Here is a 15,953-nt window from a genome sequence, read left to right as displayed (position 1 = left end):
TTTACCACCTTGTAATCTTATCTACATTTTCAAGGCTGCTGAAGATAATATGCGGTACCCCGGCTTCAACGGCAGCATCGGCTAATTGCTTGCCTAACGCTAACTCATGAGTGGCCAGTGGAATAATGCCCGGTGTCATCAGAAACACACCTTCTGAACCACGAAATGCTTCAATAAATTCTTTCTTGTATTAAGCACTTTTTAAGACATTATACAATCCAGCGCGGTCAAATCAACGAAGAAGATAAAGAGTACAAAGAATTGAAGAAAAAATACGATAAGTTCATTAAAACCGAACAATTCATCGATCTGACGTTAACCTACGATTTTGAGTAACCTCCTCAATTTTTTGTTATACATGAAGTTAACGAACTTAGTGAACGGATGATAACAGTGCCTTTTGAAGCACGCAAGGCAAAGTTTTAATTTAAGGCGATAAAATTTTAAAATTCTTGTAATAGTTTTTGTTCACTTAACTATTGGCCATATACTGGAACGATACCCTGTCGAGCCGTCTTCTGGCAACGGAGTTCGGCCATTAAAATCATACTCCGGTATAAATACAGCTTCCCGCTGTAAAATATAGTTAACTAAATCGTAGGACAATTGCAACTTCATAGCCCGTCTAATGGCAATAATCAAGTATCCGATGTCAATCATATCAGTAAACCAGCCAGTCAATTCCTCGAGAGTAACAGTGAGAGAAGGCGGATCGAAATGCATTAGATGATTACGTAAACTGCGCAACCTGTTACAGGCTGGTAGATACAATTCTGCACTTAATGTATTTCCTGAAATCTGATAAATCCATTTTAGCTTATCCTGGAACCGACGGCCGTGGCGCACTCCTAAACGCCCTGGGTCAAATTTCCAACCGGGTAAAGGATCATACTCCGCTTTAATATAGACTTGGTTTAACGTGATTTCAACAGCAGAAATTACATCGCTGACGAGCGCTCTAAAGTCGAGAAAGTAATCAGGCGTCAATGATAGATTGGAGTTGTTGATCAAACTTTTTCGGGTGCGAATGATCCTTTTCAACATGATTGGCAGCATCGTACTAAACGAACGACCTTCTCTATCTAGCCTTGGCTTGATCGGATAATTTGGCCCATAAAATTGCTGCGGTGTGCCATCCACAATCTGAAGCACGCGGTCCTCTTTTTTGCACCACGAAATTGCACGTTAAAAGACATATCCAATGTAAAATCCATCCATTGGCACTCCATGGCAAGCAAACCGAAACGATAAGGGTCAAAATCACCATGTTCGCGTATCGACGCCGCTACTTTGAGATAATTGAATTGTCCCGAAATGTGTAATGCGTTTTTATCATCTACCTGAGAAACTGTAAAAAGTCGTTGTTCTTTTCTCCACTTATTTCTGGGTTGATAATCCTTGAAAAAATGTTCTATAATCATAAAGGCGGCTTCAGTAACAGCTCCCGGACGAGAATTCTCGGAAAATTGTATATAATGGTGTTGATTATCATCAGGAATTTCGGAATCGTAATGCCTAAGTCGGTCTTCTACCGTGAATTTTAGTTTTTCCCTTCAGAATCAATACTTGTTGTCGCCGAGCCTTTCATTACCATAAATTTTTAATTACGTACCCTAACCCGCCACCTCAATCGTTATCTCAATAATACCCATTATTAACTTAAAGAAAGCTATATAGGCTTAGGTTTCTTTTGCTACTTTTCTTTGAAAAGAAAAGTAGTCCGGGAAACTCGGTTCAAGCCCAATGTTAGTAAGCAAGAGCAGTTGTATATAAAAAGTTCAAAGGTCGACGACATTAATGTCGTTGACCTTTTTCTTAGCTGGAGAGTCGTTTCAAATCATCCAAAAAAGCTTTTCGGTATTTGTCCTTTACGGGCTAAATTTTGCTTCGAAAACATGTATTGGCTCAGCGAAGAAAGGAATCGAACCTCTACAGTTTTTAAGAACCGTGAAAATAAAAAGTCGTTTGCCTAACTGGCAAACGACTTTTCGGGAATAGTGTAATAAGATTCATAAGAATTGTCCAGTGGCTGTCTTTGCCAATCCTGTTATCATACCAGAAGTTCTGCCAGCTGTAGAAACAGCAGAGCTGATGCCAGAGGTTGAGATAATCCAAGTAGAGATGCTCGGAACTGTGAACATACATATTGCACCTATAAGAAAAGTAATAATTACTGTACCAAAGGAAAGAATACCATTGCCTGCAAATACGGCTAATTCAGCCATCTTGTTAGCCGTACCGCTACCGTGCAAAACAAGCTGATATCTGCTAATTTCGGCAGTCATGGCGTATTGCTGTATATAAGCACATAGCCACATTATAAGATAAGCGATTGCACTATATAAATTAACGGAAACGAACCGGGCTATCCAAGTAGTAAAACTATCTCTAAATGCCGGTAAAATACTTACTGCGACCGAAAAAGGGCCCAGGATAATCAATATTGAAGAATATATTGCCTGTATTAAGAATACAAAGTATGTACCGATACAAAAAGTAATCAGATGTTGATTATCAGTAAGTTATGAAATTTTAGTACCAAATTAAAAGCAAACTTTTTGACCTAAATTTAGGCCATTTTTAATACTGTCCTGTTACCCTAAGGTGTGGATAACTTGGCAATAATAGGAGTTATTTTTCAATGTTAGCAGCAAATCAGTAATAATGGCAATGGACTTTTAATCTTAATTCCATCAAACACTCCGGACATCGATAGGCAGATATTCTTAACATAGATTAAGATAATTTCTTACCACACGTCAAGTGTTTCCCAATTACGATACCGCAACTTTGTATTGTAATTAAATACTTATAAAATGAAAAATTTCACAAAAATAGCCATCGCGCTTTTGGCCTTTATCGGCACCAGTACCTTATCTACAAAAGCACAAACCAAACAAGAGGTTGCTAAAATGCAGGCTCAATTAAAACAATTGACAGCAGCCGATGCCCTGGTACAGAAACACCTGAAAACTTTTGACACCTTAGACTATACAGTATTCAGCGGCCAACAATGGGCCCGCTTTCATGAAAGCCACGGTAAATACATCAAAGTATTCTGGCCCGATGGGCACATCACTACGGGTTTGGCCAAACATATCGAAGACATGAAAGCCTTATTTGTTTATGCGCCTGATACCCGTATCAAACAGCATCCCATCCGTTTCGGATCTGGTAACTTTACAGCTGTTACAGGTGTATTCCAGGGCACATTTACTAAGCCAATGCCAATTGGCAATGGTAAATTTATCCAGCCAACCGGCAAAAAATTCGATTTCCCAATGGCTACTATTGGAATCTGGAAAGATGGTGTTATGATTGAAGAACACTTGTTTTGGGATAACAAGACCTTTATGGACCAAATCGGTTTAGGTAAATAATATTAACAATTGCAGGCATACATCAGGTATGCCTGCTTAAAAGAATACAATGAAACTGCAGGAATTGGCGAATATCGCCGGAACTTTCCCGCTAAGGGAGAAAACGATGCCGATGCTGTTTATTGGCCACGGCCACCCCATGAATGCATTATGGGATAATGATTTTACCCAAACGTTGACCAAATTAGGCAGGACAATCGATAAACCGAGCGCAGTATTGGTCATATCGGCGCATTGGGAAACCATAGGCACCTATGTTAGTGTGAACCCAATGCCTCGTACGATCCATGACTTTGGCGGATTTGCCAAAGAATTGTTTGAGGTAAGATATGAACCAAAGGGACATCCAGAACTGGCGCGTGAATTGAAATCGATGGTTTCCATTACCGATGTAATAGAAGATCACGAAATGGGCCTCGATCATGGCGCCTGGACGGTGTTGAAATTTATCTGGCCGGATGCCGATGTGCCGGTTTTTGAAATGAGCATGGACTATTCCAAGCCAGCGGCATTTCATTATCAATTGGGAGAACAGTTAAAAGAACTGCGCCGCAAAGGCGTACTGATCCTCTGCAGCGGCAATATTGTCCACAACCTGCGGATGATCGACTGGCGCGAGATTAACGCCAAACCGTACGACTGGAATGTAGAATTTGACCAGTTTGTTAAAAATCAGTTAGAAAACAGGAATTTCGAAGCGCTGATCAATTACGAAAAAGCCGGAACTGCAGCAAGGCTCTCTGTTCCGACGAATGACCACTACCTGCCGCTCATGTATGCGTTGGGATTGATCGGCAAGAAGGATGAGATCAAACCGATTTATGAAGGCTACCAGTTTGGCAGTTTAAGTATGCGCTGTTTTCAGGCCGGATAACAATTATTAAAGAAAAACACAATGGAAAATAAAACAAACGCTCTTAAGGGTGAAGAGCTCATGCTCATTTATAAAGCACATCAACCGGTAAAATCAGCAAAAAAACCGGGTTTGATCCTGTTGCTGCATGGCATTGGCAGTAATGAAGATGATCTTTTTAGGTTGGCTGGTGAATTTCCGGCTGGTTTTGTTATTGTTTCGGCCAGAGCGCCTTACACGGTTTCGCCCGGCAAATACACTTGGTTTGAGTTAGGTTTTAGCAATGGAGAGCGGGTAATTAACCCTGAGCAGGCAGAAAAAAGCCGCCTGGTAATTAACACCTTTATCAGCCAGCTAATTGACAAATATGAACTTGACGCTGATAAAGTATTCCTGGGTGGTTTTAGCCAGGGCGGCATCATGTCTTACAGTGTCGGCCTCACCTTCCCTAAGAAGGTAAACGGCATATTCATTTTAAGCAGCAGGCTGTTGCCCGAGGTAAAGCCATTGATCCGATCAAAAGAAGAATTAGAAAGTTTGCAGATATTTATTGCACACGGAACAAACGACCAGGTTTTGCCTATCCAATATGCCCATGACGCGCTATCTTACCTGCGCCCATTGTCTGATCATATTACTTATCATGAGTATGCGATGCCGCATACGGTTGGTAACCAGGAACTGGAAGACGTTAGTAATTGGATACTGGCTAAATCTCACTAACTTTCGGAAATTATTCCGAAAATGTTATCTGTTCAATTGTTTCATAATTTCAATAAATACGCCAGGATCACGGAAGCTGATTTTGGACTGATAGAACAGGTCCTCAGCAAGAAATTCGTTAAGAAGAGAAGGACACTCTTATCCGAAGGGGATAAAAGCCGGTATATTTATTTTGTTGAAAAAGGAGCACTGCGTTCTTTTACTGTTGACAAGGACGGTGTGGAACATGTGATCCAATTGGCTATAGAGGAACACTGGATAGCGGATCTTTATAGTTTTGTCACAAAGGCGGCGGGTAATATTAACATAGAAGCAATTGAAGATAGCGAAGTCTGGTTATTGCCACATCACGAACTCGAACTACTCTACGAGCAGATCCCTGCCCTGGAACGGTATTTTCGCCAATTGTTTCAACGGGCTTATGTGAGCCTGCAGCAGAGACTAAATCTGACCGTGAGTTCCAATGCAGAAGACCGTTATCGGCAGCTTCTGCAGGATTTTCCGCAAATCGCTGCAAGGATACCCCTTATTTATATCGCGTCCTTTTTGGGGATAACACCGGAAAGCTTAAGCCGGATCAGAAAACAACTTTTTCAATAATGCCCTACCAGGCAACAACCTCAATAACTTAACTGGTACATTTTTAATTACCAAAAGAAAATCGGCTACATACACATCTTAAAGCCCATATCCACTTTGTGGGTATGGGTTTGTCCATGTAATACAATCGTGTCATCTGATCTCTCGTATTACAGATCATAATCAATCATCGTTGCGTTAAATTCCGGATTCAGTTTTTTGTTCAGTAATGTTGGTTCAACCGTTACTATCACTTCTACAGTTGGCCCGACATTCATAGTCAATAAATGCCCTCCTTTTACCAAACCACCTCGTTCTGAAGCTGTGGCATGTGCATGTACTACCGGTTTGTCCTGATACCAAGTAATGTTTCCGTTTAAGGATGTTACTTCTGCAATGCCAACCTTAATTACTTCATATTCAAGGCGATCAAAGTCGAACCAACCCAGTTCAACGCTGAATGCACTACCGATACCTTGAAAGTGGGCGCTTTTTACGCCATATTCCAAAGCGAACCCTGCTAAACCGGATACCACTTCGTCGCCCTTAAAAAAACTGATTATATAAGTTGTAGCATTTGCCGCAGCGCTTAACAATTTTACTTTCATAGCTGGAGCGTTTCCCGCTTCGGCATGTGAAGCTGCCGATCTATATTCTAATTTTTCCATCTTTTAAATATTTTTTTGTTAAACCATTCCACGTACGCATTTACTGCCTTCTGCAAAAAGTCTTTGGTGCTTCCTTCTTTTAAATTACCACTTTCATCAAACAGCTCGTTTACTTTCGGCAAATAAACCTCGGGCTGTTGCATGGTTGGAACATTCAAAAATACCAGGCTTTGCCTTAAATGGTGATTAGCCCCAAAAGCAGATAGGTTGCTGGGCGAGTTGCTAAAAACGGCTGCAGGCTTGGCGTTCCATACACTTTTGCCATAAGGTCTTGAGCCTACATCCAAAGCATTTTTTAAGACGGCAGGCACTGACCGGTTATATTCGGGCGTAATAAAAATAATCCCATCCACCTGTTCCATTTCTTTTCTAAAAGCCGTTACAGCTTTGGGAACCCCAGGATGATCGTCAAAATCCTGATTATAGATGGGAATATCAGCCAGTGATATGATTCGAAACTCTAGTTCGTCAGGCGCCATGCTCAATAAAGCATTCGCTAATTTTTTAGAGTAAGACTCTCTACGCAGGCTGCCTGCGAGAATGCCGATTACATTTTTCATTTGTTATAATGTTAATTTGATGAATTGATCTGATAACCAAGAAAACCGAGCCAGTCGGAAAACCGGTCCATCCAGTAGTCTACCGGAAGGTGTTGTATTTTTGTACCGAATCCATGACTGCCTTTGGCATAAATATGAAGTTCAGCACTGTTTGATTTGTTTTTCCAATCTTTATAGAACAAAAGGCAGTCCTGGTCAAGTTTGAACGTATCGTCTTGGGCCACCGCAATAAATAATGGTGCCGCGCCGGAGGGCGCTTCCATGCCGGTGAAAGGATGGAGATAAGGATAAAGCGTAGCGACGAAGGCCGCATGGTCATTTTCATTTTTCGAGTAGGCAACCCTGCGGCAACTGTTCCACCGGCCGAGAACCCAATGATGCCGACTTTAGACGGATCAATGTTATAATTCTATGCATGATCTTTAACAAATGCCATAGCCGCCTTGCCGTCACCGATAGCAAGTGGCACATCCGCATCCATGACCGATACAAACTTTTTGAAATCTTTCATCTTTTCTTCCATTCCGGCAAATGGATCCTTGGGATCCAGCTGTAATATCCTATACTTAAGCACAAAGGCGGTAAAGCCTTTTTCTGCTAAAATTTTTGCAACCCGGTATCCTTCATTATCCATATCCAGCACATGGAACGCGCCGCCTGGGCAAATGATGACCGCACTCCCGTTATTATGCGCCGGATTCGGACGATAAACCGTTAACGTTGGATCACTCACGTTGATAACGGTGCGATTCCCGGTTGAAGGATCCGTTAAGGTTTTTCCTCCCACTTCCATTGCTCGGAACCGGGAGCTTTCCCATTATAAAGTTTAATTACTTCCTGGGCGTATCCTTTTACGGTATTCATCATTGACAACACCATTATAATTCTTAACACTTTCATTTATCGTTTACTTTTTATCAAGCTAAGAATATATCCAACCAAAAAGTATATATTCTTAGCTTGTTCAATTAGTACTCTTGATTGCCGATGATCAGGACAGATTTAATCGTTCTGCCTTTTTCCGAATCCTCAACTGCCTCATTAATATCCTGGAAAGCGTATTTCTTGATGAGTTTGTCAAAAGGAAACTGGCCAAGCTGATACATGTGGATCAGTTTTGGAATGAATTCCTGCGGAACACTGTCTCCCTGGTTGATCCATCTGATTTTATAACCTTTCGTCAGAAAGATATTGGTTTCTAACTCTAATGGCTTACGCGCAACACCGATGCAAACCATCTCGCCAACAGGAGCCAGGCTCGACAACACATTATTGATCACTTCGTTTCTTCCGGTTGTATCAATTCCATATTGTACACCGTTAGGCAGGATCTCCCGAATGCGTTTTTGCACATCTTCGGTCAAACTGTTGATGGTATGCGTTGCACCCAGTTCCCTGGAAAAGTTCAAACGTTCTTCGTTGATGTCAACCGCAATAATTACGGTGGCTGAAGAAGCCTTTGCTGCCATTAAAGCAGCTAAACCTACTGCACCGGTACCGGTAATGACGATAGAACTACCGATCTTTACCTTCAAGGAATTGATCACAGCCCCTGCACCGGTTTGTATACCACAGCCTAAAGGACCTAAAATTTCCAGCGGCGCGTCTTTAGGTACTGCGATCACATTATTCTTATGGGCAATTGCATAGGTAGCAAAGGATGATTGTGAAAAGAAGTTATCATTGATCACTTTGCCATCAGGGTAATGGTGGTTATGCGTTCCGTCTATACGGGCACCTGAGAAGTTCCGGGGAAAGAATTCATAACAGTATGCCGGGGTGCCCGAGCGACAGATCTCGCATTCCCCGCAATAACCGTAAGTAAGTACCACGTGGTCACCCACATTTAGGTGATGCACATCATCGCCAATACTTTCAATAACGCCTGAGCCTTCGTGGCCCAGGATCACAGGAAAGTTGGGTGAACCCATTACAAAATCTCGCGCGACCATATCGGTATGGCAAATGCCGGTCGCTATAATTCTGACCAATACTTCGTCGGACTTTGGCTGGTCTAAAATTACTTTAGTTAGTTCAAAATTGCTGCCTTGTGCTTTAACGACAGCTGCTGTGATTTTCATAATGATTAAATTTAAATAATGTGATTAATTGATTTCCTGTAAATATCTAAATGTGCTATAGATTACCAGATGGCACCACCATGCGCCGATTCCAGTGTAAGAAAGTTTTATTAATGGCCGGTATCATTAGGATGAGCATCGCCACACCAAAAAGCAGTAAGGCAATGGTTAGGAATACAGCCCGATTAGTGAGCAACTGCGTTTGCTGGGCAAGGCTCTGACCGAGCGCGCCATTAGCCAGCGCCGAAGCCTGATCTGCTGAAAATCCTTTAGCTATATATAACGCTTTGTAATCTTTGATTCGGTCCGCGGTAATTACATTATCAGCGGTCAGGTAGCCAATAAAGCCTTCCTTAAAGTGCTGGTTGAAATATAACTGCAGATTATAATAGCCAGCAACTGAATTAGAGGATGCTGTAAAGCGGGCGTAAGCGGCGACCACCAGCCCGGTCGTACCTGTTTCCGCAGGTAAAGAAGATACCGTGAAAATGATAATGGGTACAAACAAAAATCCGGAAGCGGCTCCTTGTAGCGTAACCGGAAACAGCAGGTCTGTAAAGGACAGGTCAGGGGTCATTATAAAACACATCCAAAGATTGTATCCAACCATCAGCAGAAAGCCAATCACCAGAAAGCCCTTGGTAGAATGGCGTTTGGCCAAAGTGAGTTGTGTGGAGACGATCAGTGAAATTACTATCGCGCCTACATTACACAACCCTAAAGTGATCACTTGTAAGGCGCTCCATTTCAGGATACCTCCGGCATAATTATAAACCAGATTAATACTGTCTTTACTCCCGTAGTAAATGGCCAGCAGGCATAGTCCAATCAAAAAATTGGGGTATTTAAAGGCTTTTATATGAATCAACGGCCTTTTAATAATTGCCTGGCGGTAGAAAAATAGTACTGCACCGCACACAGCAATCAAGGTGCTCAGCCCTATTCGCGGGTCTGCGAACCAATAATATTTTGAACCGTAAACGATGGTATAGACAAAAGCTACGGCTGTGCAGGAGAATATCGTAAATCCGGCCCAATCAATCTGGTATAAGGGATAGGGTTTATGCCCTGACGTAGCGCGTAGGGCGAATAGACAGATCAGGAGTGTGAGGATCTGAAAACCAATCAAGTAATAATAACTAACTTTCCAATCGGCTGAGATCACTACTGCGGCCGCAACTAATCCTATCAATACAGTATTAGCGAGGATAGTGCCGTAAAACACCGCCGACCCTACGGCCTGTGCGCGTTCGCTTTCCAAACGGGTAAAAATCAGAATGAGGGCACAAGCAGCTGTATTACCAACTAAAATACCCTGCAAAAACCGAATGATAAAAAAGATATGGATGTCCTGACAATTCAAACATAAGCAGTTCAGCAGGATGGCCAGCAAGATATTAGTGATCAAATAGCTCCTTGTTTCAAAATACTTCAAGAACCGAAATTGAACCGGCAGTATCGAGATGATACCCGCGTAGCACAATAGGAGCGCAAATGAAATATCTTCAGGCTGTGCACCCAGGTAAGCGACCATATAATTCTGGGTAAGCGAAAACATCCCGAACTGCATGAGCGAAACCAGCAAAATGAGGAATAAGGCGATCCGAACGCCCCATTGCCAGTCATTGATCCAATCCTTGAAATACATGGGCTTCCTCATCACGCTTTCTTTTTAACTGATACGGTCACATTCATTCCTGATATAAACTGATTGGTGTCCTTAATATCAAAGACAATCTTTACAGGCACCCGTTGAATGATCTTAACAAAATTCCCGGTCGAATTATCAGCCGGTAAAAGGGAGAACCGGGAGCCTGTCGAACCGGCTATCGCCTCGATCCTTCCTTTAAATACTTTGCCGCCTATGGCGTCAACCCTGATGTCGACCGGCTGACCGACATACATGCCCTCGACCTGCGTTTCCTTATAATTTGCGGTAATCCATTTGTGATCTTCGTTGATAATGCTGACTAGGGGTTGTCCGGGTTGGATCTGCTGGCCTTCCAAAATATTTTTCCGGCCCAACCTTCCTGAGTAAGGAGCCCTGATGATCGTGTAGGATAAATTTAACCTTGCCAGATCCAGCGCAGCCTGTTTGCGTTTGATGTCCGCTTTAACCAGAGCAAAATGTGTTTTTAATTCGGCCACCCGTGCCTGATTTGTCCTCAAGCTGTTTTGTGCAGCGCTGTAATCACTGGCCGCAACGTCGTAACGAGCCTGAACCTGTTCCAGGTCAGAACCCGTAGCAGCTTCTTCTTTGACCAGGTTTTTATATCGCCTGATATCCTGCTTTTGCTGCACGTACCTGGCCTGAGCGCCTTTGATCTGGTCCTTATTGACGTCAGTGCTCAATTCAGATGAATGAATGCCGGCTGATAAAACCGTAAGCTGCGCTTGTGCATCTTCCATTGCGGCCTCAGCTGCATCCAGTTGCGCTTTGTATTCCCGGTCATCCAGAATGACCAGGGTGTCGCCCCGCTTAACCAGTTGATGCTCCTCGAACTTAACATGTTCTATGTAGCCACCTGCCCGAGCGGATACAGGGTTGATGTAAGAATCTACTTGGGCATCGTTGGTTTCTTCGTAATGCTGGCTAAACCCCCGATATTGAACGAAATAAAATATGCCGGTGAGAACGACGAAGATGGCAATGATCGTGATAACGATATTTCCCGGATGGATCTTTTGATTTTCTTTTTTCATGTCAAAGGCGTTAATTACAAATTGCCGCTGGTATATAAAAGGTGATAGTAAATGGTGAGTGCGTCTGTTTGGGCCTTGATAAGATTGAACCTTGATTCCTGAAGCAGGTTATCGGCATCGAGGAGATCTGTGAGCAAAGCAAGTTGATTGAAATATTTAGCGGTAACGATGCGGTAATTGACCTGTGATTGTTCCACAGAACGCTGATTGACCGAAATGCGGTTGAGCGCCTCTATATATTTGATGTAGTACGATTTGACATCGGTGGTAATATTATCCGCGGTTGCCTGCTGCTGCAGCTCCAGTTCTCTAACCCTTAGTTTGCCAGCAGCGATTTTGCTCTTATTGTGGTAAAGTGAGGAAATACTATATTGTGCTTTAAGCCCGACAAAACCCACTGCATACGCCTGATTGACAGAAGGAAAAAACAAGTAATTTGGGTAATTCAAGCCATAAGCGGTGTAGAAAGCCAGAGATGGCATATTGGCACTCTGAATGCCGCTAACCCTTGCACGCTGTATTTCCACATTCTCGGCCGCCTTACGTACACTGAAAGAAGATATACCGGCCCGTTCGATCAATTGCAGCAAAGATTCAGGTCTGGGCTTCGGCATGGCGGCAGAATCGGTGGGATTTAAACGAACGCTGTCCGGCACATTCATCATTACGTCCAGCCGTTGATTGGCGATGCTGATATTATTTTCGGTTTGTTGGAGGGAAAGTTCAACGTTGGAAAGCATAACCTCGGCCCGTAATACATCGCTTTTTGTAACCTTTTGATTTTTGTAAAGTGTATTGATATTCTTTAGTCGTGTTTGTGCCCTTTTTAACTGATCCTGGATATATTTCCTCAGGTCAGCCAGCCGGACCAGATCAAGGTATTGACCTGCAGTTTGCAGCGCGATATTTCCGGACTGGTCATCGGCATTCAGTTTAGCCAGATCCAGCCGCGAAGACTGTTCTTTTTGGAAAGCGCGCTGACGTCCGCCACTATAAATATTAAATAAGGCATCTACCCCCAATGCAGCAGCATTTGGCGTCGGTTTTCGCGGACCGGTTGTGGAATGACTGAGACCTTCGGTAAATAAGGTAAGATCAGAGAAACGCTGGTAAGAACCGCTCACATTAACTGTTGGCAGCGCCGCACGGTAAGCGTCCTTTCTGTCTTCGCCAGTCGCACTTTCTTCGATCCGGGCCGCCTGTACATTTTTATTCTGACTTTTCGCAAACTGAACCGCTTCGGACAACGACAAGTTGAAACCCGACCCCCCGGTTACCTGTGCAAATAGTTGCTGTGTGTGTGCTGTCAATATAATGAACACCACGAAAACAGCGGTCAGAAAAGTATTTTTAGAGTAATAGCGGCACTTAAGCATGGCATGAATTATTTAAAGCAAATTTTTCAGGTATGACCATTAATAGGATGTGATCGATCATTCGCCCGGTGATGTCATTCCTGACCGGCTCATTCAAATGCATTAATGAAGACAGGTTGCCCGTATAGACAGGAGGGATGAATGAAAGGATGTTGAGCGCAAAGATTTCCGCATCTATACTTTTAAATTGGCCTGTTTGAATGCCACTACTGATAATTTTGAGCAGGAACTGGTAGATATGGACGCGGGCTTCCGTTACCATGGCAATAACGGCCGGATGACGATGTGTAGCCAGTTGATTATACAGCAGGCGATGAAAATTTTCGTTTGAAGAGATCCTTTTGATGTAGATGAGCAAATAACCTCTTAATTTTTCTTCGGCATCCAATTCAAACCGATCAAACTCGCTGATCTCTGCCGTAATTTGAATTAGCCTGTTCTTAAATATTTCAAGATACAGGGCCTCCTTCGATCCGAAGTAGTAACTGATCATGCCGGAATTAATATCCAGTTTCTTTGCAATCAGCCTGATGGAAGTTCCGTCAAAGCCATATCTTGCAAATAGCTCTTCAGCGCCTTCTAATAAGAGTTGCTTGCTAACTTGGGATGAATGGTCTGTTTGCTGGGTCATGTCCTGTTCAATGATTTATTGATAGGACAAATTTCCGCTTAAAACAGGCTATAAGATTGCCAAAACAACCTCAATATTTGTCGAAATGGCTTATTGGAATAAGTTTATCCGTATAATGGTGACTTTTTAAATTGTAACACTTTATAGGAGCTTTTTACGATAAGCCACAGGTGACATGCCAGTATTAGCACTGAAAAACTTGCTGAACACGGATTGATTTGAAAAATTAAGAATTCCACTGATCTGAGAGACCGTAAGCGTTTGGTTTTGTAGCAGCACTTTAGCTTCAAGGGCAATCGTTTCGTCGATCCATTTGCCGGCAGATCTGCCAGTATGTTTTTTAATCGCGGCAGAAAGTGACTTTGGCATCACATGAAGATGGTCGGCATAAAATTCCAGTTTACGCTCATGCATAAAATTGCGATTGAGCAATTGTTTAAATCTCGAAAAAAGCGTATAACCGGTTAGTGAAGAGGGAAGAATTGTGCTATGTTGCCGATGATGCGCGTCAATTTCGTATATAACGGCGAAAACAAGGTTACGGATAATTTGGGCTTGGTGGTAGTTAGCCGTCGACTGGGTTAAAAGAATGAGCTCAAAAAAACTACGGAATTTAACGTGATATACATCATTTAAGCTAAGTGTATGCAAATCTGCGTTTTCGAAAAAAATGTAGTTATTAAAAAAAGAATATCGGCATGTTTTTCCAGCAAAAAGGTGTCTTTGAAAAATATGATATCCATTTTTAAAAGTTCGCTCCTTTTACGAAAACTGCGAATGACGGAAGGCCCGAGCGTAATGATACAAGGCGCATTAATTTCGTAGTTGTTAAGGCCTGCTTGTAAAAAAATATTTCCTTCTTTCAGGTAAGCTATGGCATAGCTCTCAGCCCGGTAGGGTTCTTCCAGATAGGGATGCCCGGCAGCTTGGATAAACAAATATTCCTTGCTCGTATCCGGTACTGCGAAAAGGCGACTATGTCTTGAAAGCGAAAAGGTCTTAATTTCCTTCATTAATGTGAAATTACAATATAGAATCTAAAAGTTTTTGTATTTGAACTTCTTAAAGCAAGCTTTTTACCACACGCTATATAAACAAATTATCAAGCCATAACGACAAAAGAGGTATTTAGCTGAGCTGTAATATTGCATTAATAAAAATCGGCAATGGTTTGATCCGATTTCTACAGCAAAAACGATAAGAATGTCAGTTCAATTAACAAGTACCAAAATTACCAGTAAAGTTCTTCAGGACATGAAAAATGCTGGAGAAAAGATTAGTATGCTGACCGCGTATGATTTTTCCATGGCCCGGATCTTTGATGAGGCAGGAATTGATGCTCTGCTGGTCGGCGATTCGGCTGCCAACGTTATGGCCGGCTACGATACGACCTTGCCAATTACGCTTGATCACATGATCTATCATACGCAAAGCGTAGCCAGAGCGGTTAAAAGAGCTATGGTCATTACAGACCTTCCGTTCGGTACTTACCAGGGCGACAGCAAACAAGCGCTTAGTTCAGGCATACGACTCATGAAGGAAGCCGGTGCTCATGCGCTTAAATTAGAGGGTGGAGAGGAAATTATTGAATCGGTCACCCGGCTTATTCAAGCGGGTATACCGGTGATGGGGCATCTTGGGCTCACCCCTCAGTCTATTTACAAATTTGGCAGTTATACGGTTCGTGCTAAAGAAGAGAGCGAGGCAAAAACACTATTACGCAATGCGCAGGTCTTGCAGGATGCCGGCTGTTTTAGTATCGTGCTGGAAAAGATCCCGGCGACTTTAGGAAAAAAGTAGCGGAAACTTTATCCATACCCATTATCGGTATAGGCGCAGGAAAACATGTTGACGGACAGGTGCTTGTGATGCATGACCTGTTAGGCATCTCCAAGGATTTTTCCCCGCGGTTCCTGCGCAGGTATTTAGACCTGTATAGCCAGATTTCCAACGCAACCAATGCCTATGTTTCAGACGTTAAATCCCGAAAAATTCCCAGTGATAAGGAACAATACTAAATATTTATATCATGGATCTTTCGTCATCTATCCTCAAATCTGAAATACAACATATCCGTATCAGCAAGGTATATCCTAACGGCGAAGATTACCTGTTGCTTGACGAAGAAATTTTAGAGGCTGCAAAAATATCGGAGAATGAAAAGGTATTGATCTTTAATCATAATAACGGGGCAAGTTTTGAAACTTATGTGCTTAAGGCGGGCAAAGGCAGCCATGCTTGTTTTCTCTGCGGCCCGGCAACGAGACTTGTCCATGCCGGCGACCACATCAATATTTTGAGTTATGCCAGATGGCTTACCGGTCATGTTCCTGCTGTTTACCCGATCATCATTGTTCCATTCATAGATTTTCCACAACCACACCATTAATTTAAATTAT

At 42.6% G+C, this 15,953-nt stretch carries 19 protein-coding genes and 1 pseudogene; 6 read left to right on the top strand and 14 right to left on the bottom strand.

Going from position 1 to position 15,953, the window contains the following annotated elements; all coding sequences use genetic code 11:
* Nucleotide 1: 1 nt before the first annotated feature.
* From ACQ86K_RS28200 to ACQ86K_RS28190, 3 genes are all read right to left on the bottom strand, one after another.
* Entirely contained in the window at nt 2–175 is a 174-nt protein-coding gene (locus tag ACQ86K_RS28200; protein WP_431200951.1) for an NmrA family NAD(P)-binding protein, read from the bottom strand.
* A gap of 293 nt (nt 176–468) precedes the next feature.
* Complete coding sequence (locus ACQ86K_RS28195; RefSeq protein WP_431199170.1) at nt 469–1,152, bottom strand: hypothetical protein; 684 nt, start codon at nt 1,150–1,152, stop codon at nt 469–471.
* Between the two features lie 857 nt (nt 1,153–2,009).
* Complete coding sequence (locus ACQ86K_RS28190; RefSeq protein WP_369596634.1) at nt 2,010–2,285, bottom strand: hypothetical protein; 276 nt, start codon at nt 2,283–2,285, stop codon at nt 2,010–2,012.
* A 531-nt stretch (nt 2,286–2,816) separates the two neighbouring features.
* On the opposite strand from ACQ86K_RS28190, the gene ACQ86K_RS28185 reads away from it, so the two are divergent.
* Genes ACQ86K_RS28185 through ACQ86K_RS28170 form a run of 4 tightly spaced genes read left to right on the top strand, consistent with a single transcriptional unit; the run spans nt 2,817 to nt 5,556 of the window.
* Nucleotides 2,817–3,380 carry an ester cyclase gene (locus tag ACQ86K_RS28185; protein ID WP_091171743.1) on the top strand — a complete coding sequence of 188 codons (564 nt, stop codon included), beginning with the start codon at nt 2,817–2,819 and terminating at the stop codon, nt 3,378–3,380.
* A gap of 49 nt (nt 3,381–3,429) precedes the next feature.
* Nucleotides 3,430–4,254 carry a 4,5-DOPA dioxygenase extradiol gene (ygiD, locus tag ACQ86K_RS28180; protein WP_091171746.1) on the top strand — a complete coding sequence of 275 codons (825 nt, stop codon included), beginning with the start codon at nt 3,430–3,432 and terminating at the stop codon, nt 4,252–4,254.
* A gap of 21 nt (nt 4,255–4,275) precedes the next feature.
* Nucleotides 4,276–4,956 carry an alpha/beta hydrolase gene (locus tag ACQ86K_RS28175; protein WP_091171748.1) on the top strand — a complete coding sequence of 227 codons (681 nt, stop codon included), beginning with the start codon at nt 4,276–4,278 and terminating at the stop codon, nt 4,954–4,956.
* Nucleotides 4,957–4,977: 21 nt separating this feature from the next.
* A complete protein-coding gene (locus ACQ86K_RS28170; RefSeq protein WP_091171749.1) occupies nt 4,978–5,556 on the top strand; it encodes a Crp/Fnr family transcriptional regulator in 579 nt (192 codons plus the stop codon).
* Nucleotides 5,557–5,705: 149 nt separating this feature from the next.
* Here the strand turns inward: ACQ86K_RS28170 and ACQ86K_RS28165 are convergent, their stop codons facing one another.
* From ACQ86K_RS28165 to ACQ86K_RS28115, 11 genes are all read right to left on the bottom strand, one after another.
* A complete protein-coding gene (locus tag ACQ86K_RS28165; RefSeq protein ID WP_091171751.1) occupies nt 5,706–6,203 on the bottom strand; it encodes a PPC domain-containing DNA-binding protein in 498 nt (165 codons plus the stop codon).
* Nucleotides 6,191–6,763 carry an NADPH-dependent FMN reductase gene (locus ACQ86K_RS28160; protein WP_091171753.1) on the bottom strand — a complete coding sequence of 191 codons (573 nt, stop codon included), beginning with the start codon at nt 6,761–6,763 and terminating at the stop codon, nt 6,191–6,193. Before ACQ86K_RS28160 ends, ACQ86K_RS28165 begins: the two co-directional genes overlap by 13 nt.
* A gap of 11 nt (nt 6,764–6,774) precedes the next feature.
* A complete protein-coding gene (locus tag ACQ86K_RS28155; protein ID WP_091171755.1) occupies nt 6,775–7,026 on the bottom strand; it encodes a hypothetical protein in 252 nt (83 codons plus the stop codon).
* A gap of 146 nt (nt 7,027–7,172) precedes the next feature.
* A complete protein-coding gene (locus ACQ86K_RS28150; protein ID WP_431199169.1) occupies nt 7,173–7,556 on the bottom strand; it encodes an alpha/beta hydrolase in 384 nt (127 codons plus the stop codon).
* A gap of 175 nt (nt 7,557–7,731) precedes the next feature.
* Nucleotides 7,732–8,844: an NAD(P)-dependent alcohol dehydrogenase gene (locus ACQ86K_RS28145; RefSeq protein ID WP_091171759.1), complete on the bottom strand. Its 1,113-nt coding sequence runs from the start codon at nt 8,842–8,844 to the stop codon at nt 7,732–7,734.
* Nucleotides 8,845–8,899: 55 nt separating this feature from the next.
* Nucleotides 8,900–10,492 carry an MFS transporter gene (locus tag ACQ86K_RS28140; protein WP_431199168.1) on the bottom strand — a complete coding sequence of 531 codons (1,593 nt, stop codon included), beginning with the start codon at nt 10,490–10,492 and terminating at the stop codon, nt 8,900–8,902.
* An 11-nt stretch (nt 10,493–10,503) separates the two neighbouring features.
* Nucleotides 10,504–11,547, bottom strand: coding sequence for an HlyD family secretion protein (locus ACQ86K_RS28135; RefSeq protein WP_091171763.1), 1,044 nt, complete (start codon nt 11,545–11,547; stop codon nt 10,504–10,506).
* A 14-nt stretch (nt 11,548–11,561) separates the two neighbouring features.
* Complete coding sequence (locus tag ACQ86K_RS28130; protein ID WP_091171765.1) at nt 11,562–12,923, bottom strand: TolC family protein; 1,362 nt, start codon at nt 12,921–12,923, stop codon at nt 11,562–11,564.
* Nucleotides 12,916–13,554, bottom strand: coding sequence for a TetR/AcrR family transcriptional regulator (locus ACQ86K_RS28125; protein WP_091171766.1), 639 nt, complete (start codon nt 13,552–13,554; stop codon nt 12,916–12,918). The genes ACQ86K_RS28130 and ACQ86K_RS28125 overlap by 8 nt, the downstream gene beginning before the upstream one ends.
* A gap of 141 nt (nt 13,555–13,695) precedes the next feature.
* Nucleotides 13,696–14,205: a helix-turn-helix domain-containing protein gene (locus tag ACQ86K_RS28120; RefSeq protein ID WP_431199167.1), complete on the bottom strand. Its 510-nt coding sequence runs from the start codon at nt 14,203–14,205 to the stop codon at nt 13,696–13,698.
* Nucleotides 14,187–14,567, bottom strand: coding sequence for a hypothetical protein (locus ACQ86K_RS28115; RefSeq protein ID WP_431199166.1), 381 nt, complete (start codon nt 14,565–14,567; stop codon nt 14,187–14,189). Before ACQ86K_RS28115 ends, ACQ86K_RS28120 begins: the two co-directional genes overlap by 19 nt.
* A gap of 190 nt (nt 14,568–14,757) precedes the next feature.
* On the opposite strand from ACQ86K_RS28115, the pseudogene panB reads away from it, so the two are divergent.
* Nucleotides 14,758–15,572: pseudogene (gene panB, locus ACQ86K_RS28110) on the top strand (3-methyl-2-oxobutanoate hydroxymethyltransferase).
* A gap of 11 nt (nt 15,573–15,583) precedes the next feature.
* Nucleotides 15,584–15,943, top strand: coding sequence for an aspartate 1-decarboxylase (locus tag ACQ86K_RS28105; RefSeq protein WP_091171772.1), 360 nt, complete (start codon nt 15,584–15,586; stop codon nt 15,941–15,943).
* The last annotated feature ends 10 nt before the right edge of the window (nt 15,944–15,953 follow it).

It is taken from the genome of Mucilaginibacter sp. P19 (assembly GCF_050632265.1).
Classification (GTDB): Bacteria; Bacteroidota; Bacteroidia; order Sphingobacteriales; family Sphingobacteriaceae; genus Mucilaginibacter; species Mucilaginibacter gossypii.
Note: the sequence above shows the minus strand (reverse complement) of the source record. Positions and strands in the feature narration are given on the sequence as shown.